General features: G+C 73.7%; 17 protein-coding genes. 7 read left to right on the top strand and 10 right to left on the bottom strand.

Going from position 1 to position 17,116, the window contains the following annotated elements; translation table 11 throughout:
* The first annotated feature begins 3 nt into the window (after positions 1-3).
* Together ACQPZP_RS21225 and ACQPZP_RS21220 are read left to right on the top strand one after the other, a co-directional pair.
* On the top strand, positions 4-669 hold the full coding sequence (locus ACQPZP_RS21225; protein ID WP_433479335.1) for a response regulator transcription factor: 666 nt from the start codon (positions 4-6) through the stop codon (positions 667-669).
* Positions 666-2,021 (top strand): ATP-binding protein, encoded by a 1,356-nt coding sequence (locus tag ACQPZP_RS21220; RefSeq protein ID WP_433479334.1) that lies wholly within the window; start codon positions 666-668, stop codon positions 2,019-2,021. Before ACQPZP_RS21225 ends, ACQPZP_RS21220 begins: the two co-directional genes overlap by 4 nt.
* Here the strand turns inward: ACQPZP_RS21220 and ACQPZP_RS21215 are convergent.
* The 4 genes from ACQPZP_RS21215 to ACQPZP_RS21200 all read right to left on the bottom strand — a co-directional run bounded on the left by ACQPZP_RS21215 (position 2,012) and on the right by ACQPZP_RS21200 (position 5,584).
* Positions 2,012-2,938 carry a TAXI family TRAP transporter solute-binding subunit gene (locus ACQPZP_RS21215; protein ID WP_433479333.1) on the bottom strand — a complete coding sequence of 309 codons (927 nt, stop codon included), beginning with the start codon at positions 2,936-2,938 and terminating at the stop codon, positions 2,012-2,014. The genes ACQPZP_RS21220 and ACQPZP_RS21215 overlap by 10 nt on opposite strands.
* Before the next feature lie 54 nt (positions 2,939-2,992).
* Positions 2,993-3,784, bottom strand: coding sequence for an enoyl-CoA hydratase/isomerase family protein (locus tag ACQPZP_RS21210; RefSeq protein ID WP_433479332.1), 792 nt, complete (start codon positions 3,782-3,784; stop codon positions 2,993-2,995).
* A gap of 13 nt (positions 3,785-3,797) precedes the next feature.
* Positions 3,798-4,736, bottom strand: coding sequence for an alpha/beta hydrolase (locus ACQPZP_RS21205; protein ID WP_433479331.1), 939 nt, complete (start codon positions 4,734-4,736; stop codon positions 3,798-3,800).
* Positions 4,737-4,834: 98 nt separating this feature from the next.
* The gene (locus ACQPZP_RS21200) at positions 4,835-5,584 is read right to left on the bottom strand and encodes a gamma-glutamyl-gamma-aminobutyrate hydrolase family protein (protein WP_433479330.1); all 750 of its coding nucleotides are present in this window, start codon (positions 5,582-5,584) and stop codon (positions 4,835-4,837) included.
* Between the two features lie 541 nt (positions 5,585-6,125).
* On the opposite strand from ACQPZP_RS21200, the gene ACQPZP_RS21195 reads away from it, so the two are divergent.
* Positions 6,126-7,247, top strand: a complete 1,122-nt coding sequence (locus ACQPZP_RS21195) for a globin domain-containing protein (protein WP_433479329.1) — start codon at positions 6,126-6,128, stop codon at positions 7,245-7,247.
* 6 nt (positions 7,248-7,253) lie between these two features.
* Here ACQPZP_RS21195 and ACQPZP_RS21190 read toward each other — a convergent pair whose 3' ends face one another.
* A complete protein-coding gene (locus tag ACQPZP_RS21190; RefSeq protein WP_433479649.1) occupies positions 7,254-8,054 on the bottom strand; it encodes a helix-turn-helix domain-containing protein in 801 nt (266 codons plus the stop codon).
* Between the two features lie 119 nt (positions 8,055-8,173).
* Between ACQPZP_RS21190 and ACQPZP_RS21185 the strand changes: the two genes are divergently transcribed.
* Positions 8,174-8,578 (top strand): PaaI family thioesterase, encoded by a 405-nt coding sequence (locus tag ACQPZP_RS21185; protein WP_433479328.1) that lies wholly within the window; start codon positions 8,174-8,176, stop codon positions 8,576-8,578.
* Positions 8,579-8,624: 46 nt separating this feature from the next.
* On the opposite strand, the gene ACQPZP_RS21180 is transcribed toward ACQPZP_RS21185, so the two are convergent.
* On the bottom strand, positions 8,625-9,350 hold the full coding sequence (locus ACQPZP_RS21180; protein ID WP_433479327.1) for a dienelactone hydrolase family protein: 726 nt from the start codon (positions 9,348-9,350) through the stop codon (positions 8,625-8,627).
* Between the two features lie 93 nt (positions 9,351-9,443).
* A complete protein-coding gene (gene thyX, locus ACQPZP_RS21175) occupies positions 9,444-10,241 on the bottom strand; it encodes an FAD-dependent thymidylate synthase (RefSeq protein WP_433479326.1) in 798 nt (265 codons plus the stop codon).
* 130 nt (positions 10,242-10,371) lie between these two features.
* On the opposite strand from thyX, the gene ACQPZP_RS21170 reads away from it, so the two are divergent.
* Positions 10,372-12,411, top strand: a complete 2,040-nt coding sequence (locus ACQPZP_RS21170) for a molybdopterin-containing oxidoreductase family protein (RefSeq protein ID WP_433479325.1) — start codon at positions 10,372-10,374, stop codon at positions 12,409-12,411.
* A gap of 49 nt (positions 12,412-12,460) precedes the next feature.
* The gene (locus ACQPZP_RS21165; protein ID WP_433479324.1) at positions 12,461-13,717 is read left to right on the top strand and encodes a DUF1266 domain-containing protein; all 1,257 of its coding nucleotides are present in this window, start codon (positions 12,461-12,463) and stop codon (positions 13,715-13,717) included.
* A 5-nt stretch (positions 13,718-13,722) separates the two neighbouring features.
* On the opposite strand, the gene add is transcribed toward ACQPZP_RS21165, so the two are convergent.
* Positions 13,723-14,748: an adenosine deaminase gene (gene add, locus ACQPZP_RS21160; protein ID WP_433479323.1), complete on the bottom strand. Its 1,026-nt coding sequence runs from the start codon at positions 14,746-14,748 to the stop codon at positions 13,723-13,725.
* Positions 14,749-14,848: 100 nt separating this feature from the next.
* Here add and ACQPZP_RS21155 point away from each other — a divergent pair, with 100 nt between their 5' ends.
* Positions 14,849-15,850, top strand: coding sequence for a helix-turn-helix transcriptional regulator (locus ACQPZP_RS21155; RefSeq protein ID WP_433479322.1), 1,002 nt, complete (start codon positions 14,849-14,851; stop codon positions 15,848-15,850).
* Here ACQPZP_RS21155 and ACQPZP_RS21150 read toward each other — a convergent pair.
* Positions 15,847-16,764, bottom strand: coding sequence for an SDR family oxidoreductase (locus tag ACQPZP_RS21150; RefSeq protein WP_433479321.1), 918 nt, complete (start codon positions 16,762-16,764; stop codon positions 15,847-15,849). The two genes, ACQPZP_RS21155 and ACQPZP_RS21150, sit on opposite strands and share 4 nt — an antisense overlap.
* 69 nt (positions 16,765-16,833) lie before the next feature.
* Positions 16,834-16,980 carry a GPGG-motif small membrane protein gene (locus tag ACQPZP_RS21145; RefSeq protein ID WP_433469549.1) on the bottom strand — a complete coding sequence of 49 codons (147 nt, stop codon included), beginning with the start codon at positions 16,978-16,980 and terminating at the stop codon, positions 16,834-16,836.
* Between the last annotated feature and the right edge of the window lie 136 nt (positions 16,981-17,116).

The raw sequence follows: 17,116 nt of genomic DNA, 5'->3' as shown, positions 1-17,116 counted from the left end.
GCCATGCGGATTCTCCTGGTCGAGGACGACGACCGGCTCGCGTCCGCGCTGATCACGGCCCTGACGCGGCACGGCCACGGGGTCGTGCGCACGGGAATGGGCGTCGACGCCCTCCGCCTGGCGGGGGGCGTCGACTTCGTCCTGCTCGACCTCGGCCTGCCCGACATGGACGGGCTCGAAGCGCTGCGCCGGGTCCGCCGCGTGTCGGCGGTGCCGATCATCGTGGTGACGGCCCGCACCCAGGAGCGCGACGTGCTGCGCGGGCTGCGCTCGGGCGCCGACGACTACCTGGTCAAGCCGTTCCGGACCGCGGAGCTGATGGCGCGGATGGAGGCGGTCGTCCGGCGCGGCACCCGCCCGATGCCGGCCCGCGACCAGGTCGTGACCGTCGGGGACGTCCGCATCGACCTGGAGACCCGGAAGGTGACCGTCGCCGGCCTCCCGGTCACGCTGACCCGCCGCGAGTTCGACGTGCTGGCGCTGCTGGCGCGGGAGCCGGGCGTGGTCCGCGGCCGGGAGGAGATCCTGGACGCGGTCTGGGGCGACCCGCTGCTGTCGGCGTCCCGGTCGCTGGACGTGCACGTGGCGGGGCTGCGCGCCAAAACGGGCCGGCCGGGCCTGGTGGTGACGCTGCGCGGCACGGGGTACCGGCTCGGCACGGCCGGATGAGGCCCCGGCTCGTCGCGGTGTTCACCGCGCTCATCGTCCTGGTGATCACCGCCCTGTCGGTGCCGCTCGGCCTGGCCTACGCCTCGCACCGCGCGAACCGGCTGCTGCTCGACCGGCGCGCCGACGCGACCCGGTTCGCCGAGCTGGCCGACCGGGCCGCGCGGGAGGGCGACCGGACCGCGTTGGTGCCGGAGATCACCCGCTACGCCGAGCTGTACGGGGCGGCGGTGCGGATCCGCGACCGGGACGGGGCGCTGGTCGCCGAGGCCGGCGGCATGGACGCCGACGACACCGCGGCGACCCGCACGGCGCTGTCCGGGCGGACGACCGAGGACCTGCCCGCGCTCGGGCCCTTCGGCCCCCGCGCGGTGCTGATCGCCGAGCCCGCCGGGCGCGACGCCCAGGTGTCGGGCGCCGTGCTGCTGCTGGCGCCGACCGGCCGCGCCCGCCACGACATCGCCCTGGTCTGGGCCGCGCTGGCGCTCGGCGCGCTCGCCGTGCTCGGCTGCTCGACGCTGGCGGCGCGCGGGCTGGCCCGGTGGATCCTGCGGCCGGTCACCGAGCTGGACCACACCGCCGGGGAGATCGCCGGGGGCCGCATGGAGGCACGCGTCGCGCCCGACGTCGGACCGGCCGAGCTGCGCCGGCTCAAGGCCCGGTTCAACGCGATGGCGGACGCGGTGTCGGCGGCGATGGACCGGCAGCGCACGTTCGTCGCCGACGCCTCGCACGAGCTGCGGACCCCGCTGGCCGTGCTGTCGCTGCGGCTGGAGAACCTCCAGCCGCACCTGGCGGCGGAGGGGACCGCCGAGCACGAGGAGGCGATGGCCGAGATCGACCGGCTCGGCGCCCTCGTCGACGACATGCTGGCGCTGGCGCGGGTCGAGTCCGGCGCGGCCGCGCGGGACGTGGACGCCGTGGCCGAGCTCCGGCCCCGCCTGGCGGGCTGGCAGGAGGTGTTCGCCGCCAAGGGCCTGACCCTGGAGGTCGACCTGCCGGAGTCGCGGCACGTCCAGGCGGTGCCGGACGCGGTCGCCCGCATCGCCGACACCGCCCTGGACAACGCGCACAAGTTCGTCCCGGAGGGCGGGACCGTCACGGTCGGCATGGAGGGCACCGTCCTGCGCGTCGCCGACGACGGTCCCGGACTCCCGGAACGGGAGCAGGCCGAGGCGCTCGGGCGCTTCTGGCGCTCCGGCGACCACGCCAACGTGCCGGGCAGCGGCCTCGGCCTGGCGATCGCCGCCGAGCTGGCGAAGGCGTCCGGAGGCACCCTCCGCCTGCTCCCCGGCACCCCGCGCGGGCTGGTGGTCGAGCTGCGGATGGCCGCTCCCCCGTCCGGTCAGCCGTAGGTGGAACGGTAGTAGCGGACGGCGCCCGGGTGCAGCGGGACGGCCCCGGTCCCGATCGCGTAACGGCGGTCGAGCCGCCCGCCGGGCGCGTCCGGCGCCTCCAGCCGGTCCCGGCTCGCGAACAGGATCCGCGTGACGGCGAACGCGACGTCCCCGGACAGGGACGCGCGGCACACCAGGTAGCTGGGCGTGCCGACCGTGGCGACGGGCACGCCGCGCCCGTACTCGCCCGCGGGGACGGCCGCGTCCTCGTACACCGGGCCGTAGGCGCGGCGCAGCGGCGCGACCAGGGCGTCGAGGGCGAGCAGCCGGACCGGAGTCGTCCGGGCGAAGGCGTCCAGCGCCGGGGTCGGCACCCCGCCCGACCAGAAGAACGCCGCGACGTCGCCGTCGCGCAGCGCCTTCGTCGACGCGTCCAGCCCGAGCGTCACGGTGCGGGCCGGCGCCGTCAGCCGGGCGGCGGCGAGGACCCGCTCGGCGGTCACCGCCGTCCCCGACAGCGCGGCGCCGATCGACACGCGGCGGCCCGCCAGGTCGGAGACCGCGCCGACGGGCGAGCCCGCGGGCACGACGAGATGGACGTAGTTCATGTACATCCGCGCCAGCGCGGCCACCTTCGGGTGCCCGGCACGGACGGCCCGGTCGGCGCTGTCGGCCAGCGCGAACCCGAGCTCCGCGCGCCCCTCCGCCAGCATCGCGAGGTTCTCGACGCTCGCGGCGGTCCGCAGCACCTGCGCGGCGAGCCCCCGGCGCCGCAGCTCGCCCGCGAACCGCTGGCCGAGCACCTCGTAGGCACCGCCGGCCTCGCCGGTGGCGAGCCTCAGCCGGACCCGCGGCTCCGGCCCCCGCGAGCACCCCGCGGCCACGGCCGGGACCCCGGCGGCGAGCAGCAGGAAGGCCCTGCGGTCGGGACGCACCCGCACACGCTATCCCCGCGCGCCGCCCGGATCACCAGAAGCGGCGAGAGGCTCTCAGCCGAACTCCGGCGGCCGCTTCTCCCGGATCGCCGCGACCCCCTCGCGCACGTCCGGGCCGGTGAACCCGAAGAACTCCATCGCCAGGGACGCGTCGAACGTCGGCCCGGCGAGGCGAAGCCAGTTGTTCAGCGCGTGCTTGGTGAGCGACAGCGCCTCGGCGGGACCGGCGGCGAGCCGGCCCGCGATCTCCAGGGCGCGATCATGCACCTCCTCGTCGTCCACGCACAGGGAGACCAGGCCGATCCGCTCGGCCTCCTCGCCGGTGAGGACGTCGTTGAGCAGCAGGTAGTACTTGGCCTTCGCCAGCCCGCACAGCAGCGGCCACACGATCGCGGCGTGGTCGCCCGCCGCCACGCCCAGCCGGGTGTGCCCGTCGATGATCTTCGCGGTGCGGCCGGCGACGGAGACGTCGGCCAGCAGCGCCACCGCGAGCCCGGCGCCCACCGCCGGGCCCTGCACCGCGCTGACCACCGGCTTCGAGCAGTTCAGCACGTTCATCACGATGTCGCGGGCCTCGCGCATGATCCGGCGGCGGGAGGCGTGGTCGGTCATCATCTCCTCGATCATGGCGAGGTCGCCGCCGGCGGAGAACGCCGTCCCCGCACCCCGCACGAGGATCACGCGCACCTCGTCGTCGGCGTCCGCGTCCCGCCAGATCTCCGCCAGCTCGCGGTGCCCGGTCGTGTCGACCGCGTTCAGCTTGCCGGGCGTGCTGATCGTGACGCGCAGCACCCCGTCCGCCGCCCAGTCGATCTTCAGCCGCTCGTACCCGCCGTACCGGGTCATCGGTGCTCCCCGCTCATGCCGCACTGCCCTCCCGCGCGTGATCGTCGAATGCCGCGCGCAATCGTCGCACAGCGAACTCCATCGCCTCGGCACCGGCATCGAAGATCTCGGGCAGCAGGAAGAACGAGTGCACGACGCCGTCGTAGCGGCGCAGCTCCACCGGGACGCCGGCCGCGGCGAGGCGGCGGGCGTACGCCTCGGCCTCGTCGCGCAGGATGTCGCACTCGGCGGTGATCACGGTGCCGGGCGCGGCGCCGGTGAGGTCCCGGGCGCGCAGCGGGGCGAGCCGGAAGTCGGACGGGTCGGCGCCGCCCCGGTACAGGCCCATGAACCGGGCGAGCGTCCCGGCGTCCAGCCCGTACCCGGACCCGTACTCCCGCCAGCTCGGGGTGTCCATCGCCGTGTCGGTCACCGGATAGACGAGCAGTTGGTGGAGGAGGGGCAGCCCGCGGTCCAGGGCCAGCAGCGCCACCGCCGCGGCGAGGTTCCCGCCGGCACTGTCGCCGGCGACCGCGACCGCCCCGGGCCGGACCTCGTACCGGCCCGGTTCCCGCACCGCGGACGACACGACGGCCCACGCGTCGTCGACCGCCGCGGGAAACGGATGTTCCGGGGCGAGCCGGTAGCCGACGTTCAGCACCACGCACCCCGCGGCGGCGGCCAGGTCCCGGCAGGCGGCGTCCACGTCGTCGACTCCGCCGAGCACCCAGCCGCCGCCGTGCAGGTAGACGACCGCCGGGAGCGGCCCCTGCCCGGGCGGCGCCGGACGGTACAGGCGCACCGGCACGGAGCCGGCCGGGCCGGGCACCGTGAGGTCGCGGACCTGCGGAAGCTCGCGCCGGACGACCGGGAACGCCGCACCGATCCGCTCCCGCATCTCCGCGACGGTGGGCTCGGCGGCGTCGCCGTGGCCCGGGACCGTCCAGGAGGCGAGCAGTTCCAGAAATCTCACGGTCTGGGGATGTAAGGGCATGCGGCTGCCTCCGGCGGGCGGGTATGCGGCGGAATCTACCGATCGCCTTCCCCGCGGACCGGAGCGTCAATCCCGGGTCAGCGGCCGGCGGCCTCGGCGACCAGCGCCTCGAACAGGCGCTTGTCGTCCCCCTCCTCGGGATGCCACTGGACGGCGAGCCCGAAGCGGTGGCCCTGCAGCTCGACGGCCTCGACGACCTGGTCCTCGGCCCACGCCACGGCGGACAGGCCCTTGCCGAGCCGGCTCACCGCCTGGTGGTGGTAGGTGGGGACGTCGGCCGAGTCGCCGAGGATCTTGCCGACCAGGCTCGTCGCGCTGATCTGCACCCGGTGCGCGCCGACGATGCCGGTCTCCGGGGCGTGCCCCTTGTGGCCCACCGCCTCGGGCAGGTGCTGGATGAGGGCGCCGCCGCGCGCCACGTTCAGCACCTGCATGCCGCGGCAGATCGCCAGGAACGGCAGGTCGGCGGCCACGACGGCACGGGCGAGCGCCAGCTCGAACCGGTCGCGCTGCGGCTGCGGCGGCCCGGTCTCGGCGTGCCGGAGGGCGCCGTACAGCTCCGGGTCGAGGTCGCCGCCGCCGGCGAGGACGATGCCGTCCAGCCGGGAGACGAGGGCGTCCAGCCCGCGCAGGGTCGCGGCCGGCGGCAGCAGGACCGGGACGCCTCCGGCCCGCTCGACCGAGCGCACGTACGGCGCCGGCAGGAGCGCGGCCTCGCGGACCCAGACGCCCCAGCGGGCCGGCTCCTGGTAGGTGGTGATGCCGATGAGCGGCGGCGGGCCGTCACCGGCTGCGGGGCGCGGGGCCCCGCGAGCGGCTTCTGACATGCGTGATTCCCCCTCTGCTGAGCACAGGCCACAGGACGACTTCCGATATGGGTGATTCGCGCCTTTGGCTGCACATCATGGCGCATCACCCGCCCCCTCGGACCGTCCCGCCCCCGGGCCTTCCGCCTGCCAGCTTGCCGCACGGCGCGGATCTTCGCAGTCCGAAGCGGCCGACCTGACCGCCTCCGGAAGGCCGGCGGCGCGGGCCGCCGGCCGCCGTAACGCGCGAAACACCGAAGAATCCTGAAATCTTCCACCCGGGAGCAGAATCCTCCTCCACGCCCTGCCTCGCGGTCCACGCGTCGTTCATTCCACCGCGTCGGTACCGATCAGTATCCGTTTCCTATTGGACACGCAGCCCATTACAGAGAATCAATCATGATTACTCGGCGTGTTGATCCTCACGCCCATCACGGCCGGCCGCTTGGCCACCAGCGCATACGCCTGCGAGAATCTCACAAAGCCGGGCGCCCCGGTGAACCCCGATCACCGTGCGGCCACGGTACCCGGCCACCGAAAGCCCGAGGGGGCGAGCTGGCGAATGTCACCGGAACCCCGCGTCATCAAAGAATGCTTCGCACGTATCGAAACCGATCCGGCGGGCGCCACGAGCTATTTCTACGGCCGGCTCTTCGCGGCGCAGCCCCGGTTGCGGGCCCTGTTCCCGCCCGCGATGGACGCCCAGCACGACCGGTTCTTCCACGCCCTCACCCGGATCGTCTGGAGCCAGGACAACCCCGCGGAACTCGCGGGCCATCTCGGCCGGCTCGGCCGCGGCCACCGCAAGTACGGGGTGCTGCGCGAGCACTACCCCGCCGTCGGGGCCGCGCTGATCGCGACCATCCGCGCCTTCGCCGCCGACGTCTGGACGGCGGAGGCCGAGGACGCCTGGACCGCCGCCTACCGCTCCGCCGCCGACACCATGATCCGCGCGGCGGAGCGGGACGCCGCGCAGGCCCCGCCGTGGTGGGTCGCCGAGGTCGTGGAGCACGACCGCCGCGCCCCCGGCCTCGCGGTCCTCACGCTGCGGCCCGACCGCCCGCTGCCGTTCGCCCCCGGGCAGCACGTGAGCGTGCAGTCCGCCCGGTGGCCCCGGGTCTGGCGGCCGTACTCGATCGCGAACGCGCCCCGGCCGGACGGGATGCTGCGCCTGCACGTCCGGGCCCGCCCGGGCGGCTGGGTGAGCGGCGCGCTGGTCCGGCACACCGGACCGGGCGACACCGTGCTGCTCGGACCGCCCGAGGGGGCGATGACGCTCGACCCCGCCTCGGATCGCGCGCTGCTCCTGATCGGCGGCGGAACCGGCCTCGCCCCCATGAAGGCGCTCGCCGAACAGGCCGTCGCCGCGGGCGGGGACCGCGACGTCCGCCTGCTCGTCGCGGCCCGCGAGGAGAGCGCCCTCTACGATCTCGCCGGCCTGCGGCTGCTGGAGACCGCCTTCGCGCGGCTCCGGGTCGTCCCGGTGCTGTCGCGCGCCCCGGCGCCCGGCGCCCTCAAGGGCCGGGTGCCGGACGTGCTGCCCGGGCTCCTCCACGGCGTCCGCGACCACGAGGCCTACGTGGCAGGGCCCGCCCCGCTCGTCCGCCGGACGGTCACCGCCCTGCAGCGGCTCGGCGTGCCGCTGACGCGGATCCACCACGACCTGCTCACGGCCGGCGACTGACCCCGGTCACCAGCCGGCGCGCTCGCGCAGGAACGCGGTCGTCTTCGCGTCCGCCGGATAGAACGACTCGATCGCCAGCTCGGCCACCGTGATGTCGACCGGCGTCCCGAAGGTCGCGATGGTGCTGAAGAACGACAGCTCCCGGCCGTCCACCCGCATCCGCAGCGGGACGAAGACCTCGTGGTCGGCGGGCGGCGCGATCGCCTCCCCCACGTCCCCGGGGAAGCTCCGCAGCTCCTTGTAGAGCTGGGCGAGAGCCGCGTCCGCGGTCAGCGCGACATGCCGCCGCACCCGGTCGATCATGTGCGCGCGCCACTCGGCCAGGTTCAGGATGTTCTTGGCCATCCCGTCCGGATGCATGCTGAGCCGCAGCACGTTCAGCGGCGGTTCCAGCAGTTCCTGCGGCGCGCCCTCCATGAAGAACGCCGCGGCCGCGTTGGCGTCGATCAGGTTCCAGAACCGGTCGACGACCACGGCCGGGTAGGGCTCGTGCCCCTCCAGCACCTGCCTCAGCGCCGCCCGGACCGAGTCCATCTTCGGCTCCTCGATCGGCGTCTCGTCGAACACCGGCGCGTACCCGGCCGCGACCAGCAGCAGGTTGCGGTCGCGCAGCGGCACGTCCAGATGCTCCGCGAGCCGCAGCACCATCTCCCGGCTCGGCGCCGAACGCCCCGTCTCCACGAAGCTGAGGTGCCGGGTCGACACGTCCGCCTCCGACGCCAGCTCCAGCTGGCTCAGCCTGCGCCGCTGCCGCCACGCGCGCAGCTGGTCCCCGATAGGTCTCACATCACTCAACGCCGTCGTCATCGTGGTCACGCCCCGACGCTACCCGCACCCTGGTCAGGCCCACGATTACGTCCGGGGTAATGGACCCGCGGCGGCCCCATCGCCAGGGTGGGTGCGAAACACGGACCGAGGAGGAGCTCATGACCACGGGACCCACCCCCGACCAGCTGACCGACGCGATGCCGTTCGCCCGCGCGCTCGGCGTGGAGATCGACACCGTAGGGCCCGGGGAGGTCACCGGCCACCTGGACTGGGCCCCGGACCGCTGCACCGCCGGCGGCGTCATGCACGGCGGAGCCCTCATGGCGCTCGCCGACACGCTCGGCGCCGCCTGTGCCTTCCTCAACCTGCCACCGGACACGTCCACGACGACGCTGGAGTCCAAGACAAATTTCTTCCGCGGGGTCAAGGAGGGGCACGTCCGCGGCGTCGCGCATCCGCTGCACACCGGCCGCACCTCGATCGTCGTCCAGACCGACCTGTTCGACGCGACCGGCCGCCGCGTCGCTCAGGTGACCCAGACCCAGGCGGTACTGCGCGGCTGATCTCCGGTTCACCCGGGGCCGGTGAGCGGCGCACCGCCGAGAGCCTTTACGTTGTAGATTTTTTGGTGTCGAGGTGCTCGCCGAAGAAGGCGAAGATGCGGTCCCAGCCGTCCGCGGCGTTCTCACGGCCCCTGCCGACCCCGAAGGCGATCTTCGCGACCGGGCCGAGCGGGGCGGGCGGGGTGAAGTCGGTGAGGAAGCTGTGCCCGGTCCCCGGGTACTCCTTCACGTCGTGCGTGACACCGGCGATCGTCAGCGCCCGCTCCAGCCTGCCCGCGGCCCCCCGCAGCGTCGGGTCCGCGCCGCCGTAGTTGCCGACGATCGGGCACGCGCCCCGTAGCGACTCCTCCGGCCGGCGCGGCAGGATCCCATAGTTGGCCGCGGCCGCCTTGAAGTCGTACTTCGCGGCGGCGACCAGCGCGAAGCCGCCGCCCATGCAGAACCCGCATACGCCCACGTCGCCGGTGCAGTCGTCCCGGCCGGCGAGCCATGCGCGGGTCGCCTCGATGTGGTCGTAGGTGGGGCCGCGCCGGGCGCGCATGTCCCGCATCGCCTTGGTGACGCAGCGGATCCACGGCGCACCGTCGTACAGGTCGGGCAGGACGGCGAGGTAGCCGTTCGCGGCGAACCGGTCGGCCTGGGCGCGCATGTCCGCGCTCGCGCCCATCGCCTCGAACACGATCACGACGCCGGGCCAGGGCCCCTCCCCGTCGGGGACGGCGAGGTACCCCGGCAGCCCGCGGCCACCCGCCGGAATTCTGATGTCAGACATACCGTCGAATAATTCCGCAGATATACACCGTACGCCTAGACCCGAACCGAACGGTCTGCGATGATCGAAACCGAGACCTGCGAACGACCCGGGTCAGACCTTGCGCCACTCGGGGATCCAGGTGCCGTCCTCGATGACGTAGTCGCCGAACAGGTCGGGGGCCTCCTTGCGCATCACCTCGCCGATCTTGCCGAAGAGGAGCCGGATCTCCTCCTCCGCGCCGGGCGCGGTGCGGTTCTCCAGCGTGTGCCGCAGGGTGCGGACGTTCGCCGTCCAGACCAGGCCGGTGCCGACGCCCTCGGGGGCGAAGCGGCGCATGAACGAGGTCTTGTGCTTCTTCTCCTTGAACGGCACGCCCTCGTCGTCCAGGCCGAAGTGCGCCGCCATCCAGCCCTGGAACTCCTCCATCTGCTCCAGCATGGCGGTGGCGCGCTTCATCAGCTCGGCGTCCTCGCGAGCCCACTCGGGGAACCAGAACGGGATGTCCTGGAGCCGGACGAACCGCAGCGACTCCTGCGAGATGGCCACCCCGGGACGGTGCCGGACGAGCTCGTGCGTCAGGACACGGCTCACGTTGTGCAGAACGAAGCTGAAGCTGACGTGCTCCAGCACCGAGCCGTGCAGGCTCCGCAGGATGTTCTCCAGGTACACGCCGGAGTCCGTGCGGATCTTGGTCACGTTGGGGTTGAGGCCCGGCTCCCACGAGCGGTAGCAGAGCCGCCCGGCGAACTCGGCCAGGTTCTGCGGGTCGTTCAGCTCGTCGTCGAGCTCGCCCCGGTCGAGCCGCTCCAGCCAGCTCTCCCCGCCCACGTCCCGCAGGTACCGGGCGACCTCGTCGTAGTCCAGTTCGGGCCGCGCAACGAGGAACACCTCGGGCTCGACGCTCTTCACTCTCGTTCCCCCTACGGTTCGTTTCCGTCGCCCCTTAGGAAACCACCCCGGTACGACGACCGCGACCCCGGCACGGTGGCGGAGGTGTCGTGCCGCAGACTAGAGGGGTTCGTCCAGGTAGGGAGGTTCGATGCCGTCGGAACTGAAGGTGCTGGGAGCCTGCCCGCTGGACTGTCCCGACGGGTGCTCGTGGGTCGTCACGGTGCGGGACGGCGAGGCGGTCGGGCTGCGGGGCAATCCCGGCCATCCGTACACGCGCGGGGCGCTGTGCGCGAAGGTGAACCGGTGGCTGGAGCGGGCCGCCCAGCCGGACCGGATCCTGCATCCCCTGCGGCGCGTCGGTGCGAAGGGCGAGGGACGGTTCGAGCGGATCGGCTGGGACGAGGCGCTCGACGAGATCGCCACGCGGCTGGAGGACGTCGTCCGCGAGCACGGCGGGGAGGCGATCTGGCCGTACTGGGGGACGGGCACGCTCGGCTACCTCCAAGGTCTTGAGGGGCACTCAGGGCGGCGGTTCTTCAACGTGCTGGGCGCGTCGGCGCATCACGCGAACATCTGCTCGGCGGCGGGCAGCGCCGGGATGACCGAGGCGGTCGGCTCGCCCGGCGGCATGGATCCGGAGGACCTCGCGCACGCGGGGCTGATCCTGCTGTGGGGCACGAATCCGCTGACCAGCGGCCATCACGTGTGGAAGTTCGTGCAGGAGGCCCGCAAGGCGGGGGCGTACCTGGTCGCGATCGATCCGGTGCGGACGAGGACGGCGCAGCAGGCCGACGAGCACCTGGCGCCGATCCCGGGGACGGACGCGGCGCTCGCGCTCGGCCTCCTGAACGTCATCGTGGGCCTCGGCGCCCAGGACGAGGACTTCCTGCAACGGCACACGCTCGGTTGGGACGAGTTCCAGGGGCGGATCGCGGAGTTCCCGCCGGAGCGGGCCGCGGAGATCACCGGCGTCCCCACGGAGAGCATCCGCGCGCTCGGCGAGCGGATCGCCCGGACGCGCCCGACCGCCATCCGGGCGACGCAGGGGCTCCAGCGGCACTCTGGCGGCGGGGCGGCGCTGCGGGTGATCGCCGGCATCCCCGCGGTGACGGGCGACTGGGCACGCCGGGGCGGCGGGGTCGCGTTCTCCACGTCCGGTCACGTGAAGCTGGACAAGGCCGCGCTCTGGCGGGACGACCTGCGTCCCGGCCCGGTGCGGACGCTGTCGATGAGCCGCCTCGGCGAGGGACTGCTGGACGTCCAGGACCCGCCGGTGAAGGCCCTGTTCGTCATCGCGGCCAATCCGGCGGGCAGCACGCCCCACCAGAACAAGGTGCGGCGCGGGCTGGCCCGCGACGACCTGTTCACCGTGGTGATGGAGCAGTTCCCGACCGACACCGCGGACTTCGCCGACATCGTGCTGCCCGCCACGGCACAGCACGAGCACACCGACCTGCACGAGGGCTACGGGCACCTGTACCTGACGTGGAACGAGCCGGCCGTGGCGCCGCCGGGCGAGTGCCTGCCGACGACCGAGACGTTCCGGCGGCTGGCCCGCCGGATGGGCCTGGACGAGCCGGCGCTCTTCGACTCCGACGAGAGCCTCGCCGAGCAGCTCCTCGCGTCCGGCCACCCGTGGATGGCCGGGATCACCCTCGACCGGCTCCGCAAGGAGGGGTTCCTCCGGATGTCGGTCCCGGACCCGTTCCTGCCCTATGCCGAGGGGTTTCCGACCCCGTCGGGGCGGTTCGAGTTCCGCTCCCCCACCGCCGGGCTGGCCGGGTACGTCCCGCCGGTGGAGGTCGCCGACACCGAGCGGGCCCGGAAGTATCCGCTCGCGCTGATCTCGGCGGCGTCGCACGAGTTCCTCAACACGCAGTTCGGCAACAATCCGGAGCTGATGCGGCGCTCTGGCGGCCTCATCGTGCGCCTGCACGAGGACGACGCCAAGGCACGCGGGCTGACCGAGGGGCAGCGGGTCAGGGTGGGCAACGACCGGGGCGCCTTCGAGGCCGTGCTGAAGATCACCGACCAGGTGCGTCCGGGCGTGGCGGCCACCGCGAAGGGCCACTGGGCCAAGCTCGCGGGCGGCGCGAACGCCAACGCCGTCGTCGACGAGCGCGACACCGACCTCGGCGGAGGCCCCGTCTTCCACGACACCCGCGTGGAGATCACCGGTCTTCCGTGACGCGGTCGTCACGATCCGTCCGACCGGTACGGTATGACCCGGAGGGATCATGACTGTTCAGGCCGATGCCGGCGCCCTGTTCGACCGCGCCCGGAAGTACGAGCGGCAGGGCCGGCCCGGGGAGGCCGCGGCCGCCTACGCCAAGGCCGCCGAGGCCGTGGAGGCGCGCGGGGACTGGACGTCCGCCGTGGCGGTGCGGGCCCGGTACGCCCGCGCGCTCGCCGCGGCAGGGAGCACGGGCGAGGCGCAGCGCGTCCTCGACGTGCTCGACCGGGGCGCCGCGTCGCTGCCGGGCGAGGTCCGGGCGGGCCTGGACGCGCAGGCGGCGCACGTCCTGGCGGCGGCGGGCCGGACCGGCGAGGCGGCGAGGCGCGCCTGGGCCGCGATGTCGGGGTTCGGGTCGCTGCAGGACGCCGGGCGCGCCGGTGCGGCCGGGCTCCACGCCGCGCGGCTGATCGTGAAGGACGCGGGCCCGCGCGGGGCGCTTCAGCCGCTCCGCGAACTGCTGGCGCGGATGCCGCCGGGCGGGGACGAGTACCGGCAGGTCGCCAAGCTGCTCGCGGACGCCGAGCGGCGGCCCGACCGGAACCACGACGTCCTGATCACCGATCCGGGCAGCGCCGCCTGGGGACGCCTCGCCGCGGCGCTCGCCGTGGGCGCGCACCTGGCCGTCGGCAACGGGGTCTCCTGGAACAGCCTCGCCGACCACGACGAGAGCGCGGGCGATGACCGGGTCCTGCTGGAGCGCGACTGGGGCATCACCGACACCGAGAGCTGGCGCAAGCAGATGGACGCGCTGCTCGACGCCGAGAACAGCGACGCGGCGATCCAGATGGTGCTCGACCGGCGCGGCCGCGGCACCGACCAGCGGGCATGGCGCGACGCGATCGTCGCCTGGTGCAGTGAGCGCGACATCTCCGACCAGACCGTCCGGGAGGTCGTGGAGCTGTCCGGGCAGATCCTGCGGTACGAGGCGCGGTTCCGGGCGGACGGCCTGCTCCCGCCGGACGGCCTGGTCGAGAGCGTCTACGGCTACGACTTCGGGCGCGCGGTGAACATGGCCCGGTGGGGCCTCAACGCCGGATACTGCGACGCCGAGGGAGCCGAGAAGTGCGTCCTCACGGCAGGGCACCGCGCCCACCAGGTGTATCAGTCATGGGGTTCGTTCTCCGCCGGGTACGTCCTCGGCCGGATGCTGCGGTTCGACGAGGGCGAGTTCGGCGAATGGTACGAACGCTCCCTCGCCGGCCACCGCATCCTCACCGATGACCCCGAAAGCCCATGGCGGCGCATGGCCTGGGGCTGACCGCGTCAGACCAGGCCGTCGATGTCGGCGATGACGGCCTTCCGCCCGTCCTCGTCCAGTGACGAGGCGAGCACGGCGTTGCGGGCCAGGTCCGCCAGCTCGGCACGGCCCAGCCCGAAGACCTCCGCGGCGACGCGGTACTCGCCGGTCAGGGTGGTGTTGAACATCGGCGGGTCGTCGCTGTTCAGGGTGACGAACAGCCCTTCCTCCAGCATCCGCGGCATCGGGTGCTCGGCGAGGGCGGCGACCTGGCCCGTGCAGACGTTGGACGTCGGGCACACCTCCAGCGGCAGCTGCGTCTCACGCAGGTGGGCGACGAGGCGCGGGTCCTCCATGCAGCTGATGCCGTGGCCGATGCGCTCGGCGTGGAGCCCCTCGATGGCCTCCCAGATCGTCTCGGGGCCGGTCATCTCCCCCGCGTGCGGGAGGCTGCGCAGGCCCGCGGCGCGGGCGGCGGCGAACGCGGCGCGGAACGCGTCCCGGTGCGGCGGGCGCATCTGCTCGATGCCGCCGATCCCGAATCCGACGAGCGCCTCCGGCGGGTGCTCCAGGGCGTGGTCGACGGTGCCGCGGGCGCCGTCGGCGCCGAACTCGCCGGGGATGTCGAAGATGTAGGCGACCTCGATGCCGAGCCGGTCGCGGGTCTCGCGGACGGCGTGGTCGAGCGCCTCGGTGATCGCGGGCATCGGCATCCCGGCCCGCTGGTGGGTGTACGGCGTGACGGTCAGCTCGACGTACCGGACGTTCTGCGCGGCGAGGTCGCGGGCGACGCCGAGGACGAGCGTCCCGACGTCCTCCGGGGTCCGGACGAGGCTGGAGACGGACTCGTACACCTCGGCGAAGTGCGGGAAGTCGCGGAACTCGTAGAAGGCGCGCAGCTCGCGCTCGTCCACGGGGACGGGCCCGTCCGGGTGGCGGCGGGCGAGTTCGAGGACGGTGGGGACGGAGGCGGAGCCGACGAGGTGGACGTGGAGCTCGACCTTCGGGAGGGCGTCGATGAACGCCGCGATGGTGGTGTTCTCGGTAGGCACGCCGCGAAGCTAACAGGCGCCCGACCTGCCAGGACAGGCGAACCCGGCGAATCTCCCAGGAAATTGTCAGAAATGCCCGATCGTGCGGCAGGATGGACCCGTGCGGGCGGCTCGGTTGATCTCTGTGGTGCTCCTCCTGCAGTCGCGGGAGACGATGACGGCGGGCGAACTGGCGCGTGAGCTGGAGGTCTCCGAGCGGACCGTCTACCGGGACATGGAGGCGCTGTCGGCGGCCGGGGTCCCGGTCTACGCCGACCAGGGCCGCGGCGGCGGGTACCGACTGGTCGGCGGCTACCGGACGCGGCTCACCGGGCTCACCCGCGAGGAGGCCGAGGCGCTGTTCCTGTCCGGGCTGCCCGGCCCCGCCGGGGACATGGGCCGCGCCGGCGCGCTCGCTGCGGCCGAGCTGAAGGTCCTCGCCGCGCTGCCGGCGTCGCTGCGGGACGCGCCGGCCCGCGCGAACCAGCGGTTCCACCTCGACGCCCCGGGCTGGTTCGGCGAGACCGGCCCGCCGCCGCTGCTGCGCCACCTCGCCCGCGCCGTGTGGGACGACGAGATCGTCGAGCTGCGCTACCGCCGCAAGGACTCCGAGGTCACCCGCACGGCCGAGCCGTACGGGCTCGTCCTCAAGAACGGCACCTGGTACCTGGTCGCGCGGGTCGGCGGCCGGCACCGCACCTACCGCGCGGACCGCGTCACCGCCGTCCGGCCGGCCGGTGGCTTCTTCCAGCGCGACGAGGACTTCGACCTCGCCTCCCATTGGCGCGAGCAGGCGGGCGCGTTCGTGCGCTCGATGCTGCGCGAGGAGGTCACCGTGCGGCTGAGCCCGGCCGGGATGCGCGCCCTGCGGTACGCCGTCGAGCCGCACGCGGCGCGGCGGGCCGCCGAGGAGGCCGGCGAGCCGGACGCGCGTGGATGGGTGGTGACCACGCTCCCGGTGGAGTCGATGATCGTCGCGGCGTCCGAGCTGCTGCGGCTCGGGCCGGAGGCCGAGGTCCTCGCCCCGCCGGAGCTGCGGGAGCGGATGGCGGGCGACGCCGCCCGGCTCGCGGAGCTGTACCGCGGGCCGGACGGCCCCCCCGCCGGGCGGCGGCGCCGCTAGCGGTAGCCGGTGACGTCGGCGGGCCTGCCCGCGTCGGCGACCTCGGTGATGTAGCGCCAGGCGTCGGGACGGCTGCCGTCGGCGTCGGTGAACCCGTAGACCTGGGCGAGCCCCCCGCTGGACGGCGACGCCCCGTTCCAGCGGGCGCGGTCCGGGTCGGCGGCGAGCGCCGCGACGGCGCGCCCCACGAACGCGGGCGACTCGGAGATCGCGAAGTGCGGGATCCGCTCCGTGGCGTCGCGCCAGGTCTCCTCGGTGACGCCGTAGATGTCGAGCATCGCCTCGGAGCGCAGCCATCCCGGGGTCAGCGAGAGCGCCGTCGCCCCGTACGGCGCGATCTCCTCGGACTGGGCGAGCGCCATCCGGATGACGGCGCTCTTGGCGAGGTCGTAGAAGAACCCGACGTCCTTGCGGTACTTCGCGTTGTACTCGGCGGTCCCGTCGGTGACCTCGACGACGAGGCCGCCGGGCTCTCGGATCAGCAGCGGCAGGGCGTGATGGCTGGTGATGGCGTGGGTGTCGATGGCCAGCCTCAGCATGTGCAGGCCGTCCTCAAGGGACTGCTCCCACAGCTTCTTGCCGAACTCGAAGAGGCGGTCGCCGCCCCAGACGTCGTTGACGAGAACGTCCAGCTTGCCCTGCTCGTCGTCGATGCGGCGCACGAGCGCGGCGACCTGCGCCGGGTCGAGATGGTCGACCTGGACGGCGATCCCCTCGCCGCCGGCGGCGGTGACCAGCTCGGCGGTCTCCTCGATGGTCTCGGGACGGTCCATCTCCGACCGTTGCGCCCGGGTGGACCGTCCCGTCACGTACACGGTCGCTCCCGCGGCGCCGAGTTCGGTGGCGATCCCTCGCCCCGCTCCGCGCGTCGCGCCGGCGACCAGTGCGGTCTTGCCTGTCAGTGCACGGCTCATGGGGACGATGCTGGCACCGAAACCTGACAGGGGGCGTCAGGGTTCCGTCCCGGCCTGGCGGATTTTCGGTCAGGTGAAGATGCTCACCCCGCCGGGCCCGACGAGGAGCCCGACGACGATGAGGACGATGCCCCAGAGCAGTTCGCGCCGGGCCAGGATCACATAGATGCCGGCGATCACCAGGATCGCCGCGATGATCGAGAGGATGGTAATCATGGCCCCGGACGTCCCCCCGGAGGAGGCCGAGAAACAACCGCTTCGTTCCGGATGCCCGAAATGCCCTTTATATGCGGAGGGGGGAGGACGGGCCTCCCCCCTCCACCGGGATAACGGCGATCATCCGCGTCGCGCG

Origin of the sequence: Spirillospora sp. CA-142024, from assembly GCF_050942325.1 — a bacterium.
Lineage (GTDB): Bacteria > Actinomycetota > Actinomycetes > Streptosporangiales > Streptosporangiaceae > Spirillospora.
Note: the sequence above shows the minus strand (reverse complement) of the source record. Positions and strands in the feature narration are given on the sequence as shown.

Bases quoted from the DNA above. Each gene is read 5' to 3' on its own strand.
- ACQPZP_RS21225 (WP_433479335.1), top strand. From the start codon at position 4: ATGCGGATTCTCCTGGTCGAGGACGACGACCGGCTCGCGTCCGCGCTG.
- ACQPZP_RS21220 (WP_433479334.1), top strand. From the start codon at position 666: ATGAGGCCCCGGCTCGTCGCGGTGTTCACCGCGCTCATCGTCCTGGTG.
- ACQPZP_RS21210 (WP_433479332.1), bottom strand. From the start codon at position 3,784: ATGACCCGGTACGGCGGGTACGAGCGGCTGAAGATCGACTGGGCGGCG.
- ACQPZP_RS21200 (WP_433479330.1), bottom strand. From the start codon at position 5,584: ATGTCAGAAGCCGCTCGCGGGGCCCCGCGCCCCGCAGCCGGTGACGGC.
- ACQPZP_RS21195 (WP_433479329.1), top strand. From the start codon at position 6,126: ATGTCACCGGAACCCCGCGTCATCAAAGAATGCTTCGCACGTATCGAA.
- ACQPZP_RS21190 (WP_433479649.1), bottom strand. From the start codon at position 8,054: ATGACGACGGCGTTGAGTGATGTGAGACCTATCGGGGACCAGCTGCGC.
- ACQPZP_RS21185 (WP_433479328.1), top strand. From the start codon at position 8,174: ATGACCACGGGACCCACCCCCGACCAGCTGACCGACGCGATGCCGTTC.
- ACQPZP_RS21180 (WP_433479327.1), bottom strand. From the start codon at position 9,350: ATGTCTGACATCAGAATTCCGGCGGGTGGCCGCGGGCTGCCGGGGTAC.
- ACQPZP_RS21170 (WP_433479325.1), top strand. From the start codon at position 10,372: ATGCCGTCGGAACTGAAGGTGCTGGGAGCCTGCCCGCTGGACTGTCCC.
- ACQPZP_RS21165 (WP_433479324.1), top strand. From the start codon at position 12,461: ATGACTGTTCAGGCCGATGCCGGCGCCCTGTTCGACCGCGCCCGGAAG.
- ACQPZP_RS21150 (WP_433479321.1), bottom strand. From the start codon at position 16,764: ATGAGCCGTGCACTGACAGGCAAGACCGCACTGGTCGCCGGCGCGACG.
- ACQPZP_RS21145 (WP_433469549.1), bottom strand. From the start codon at position 16,980: ATGATTACCATCCTCTCGATCATCGCGGCGATCCTGGTGATCGCCGGC.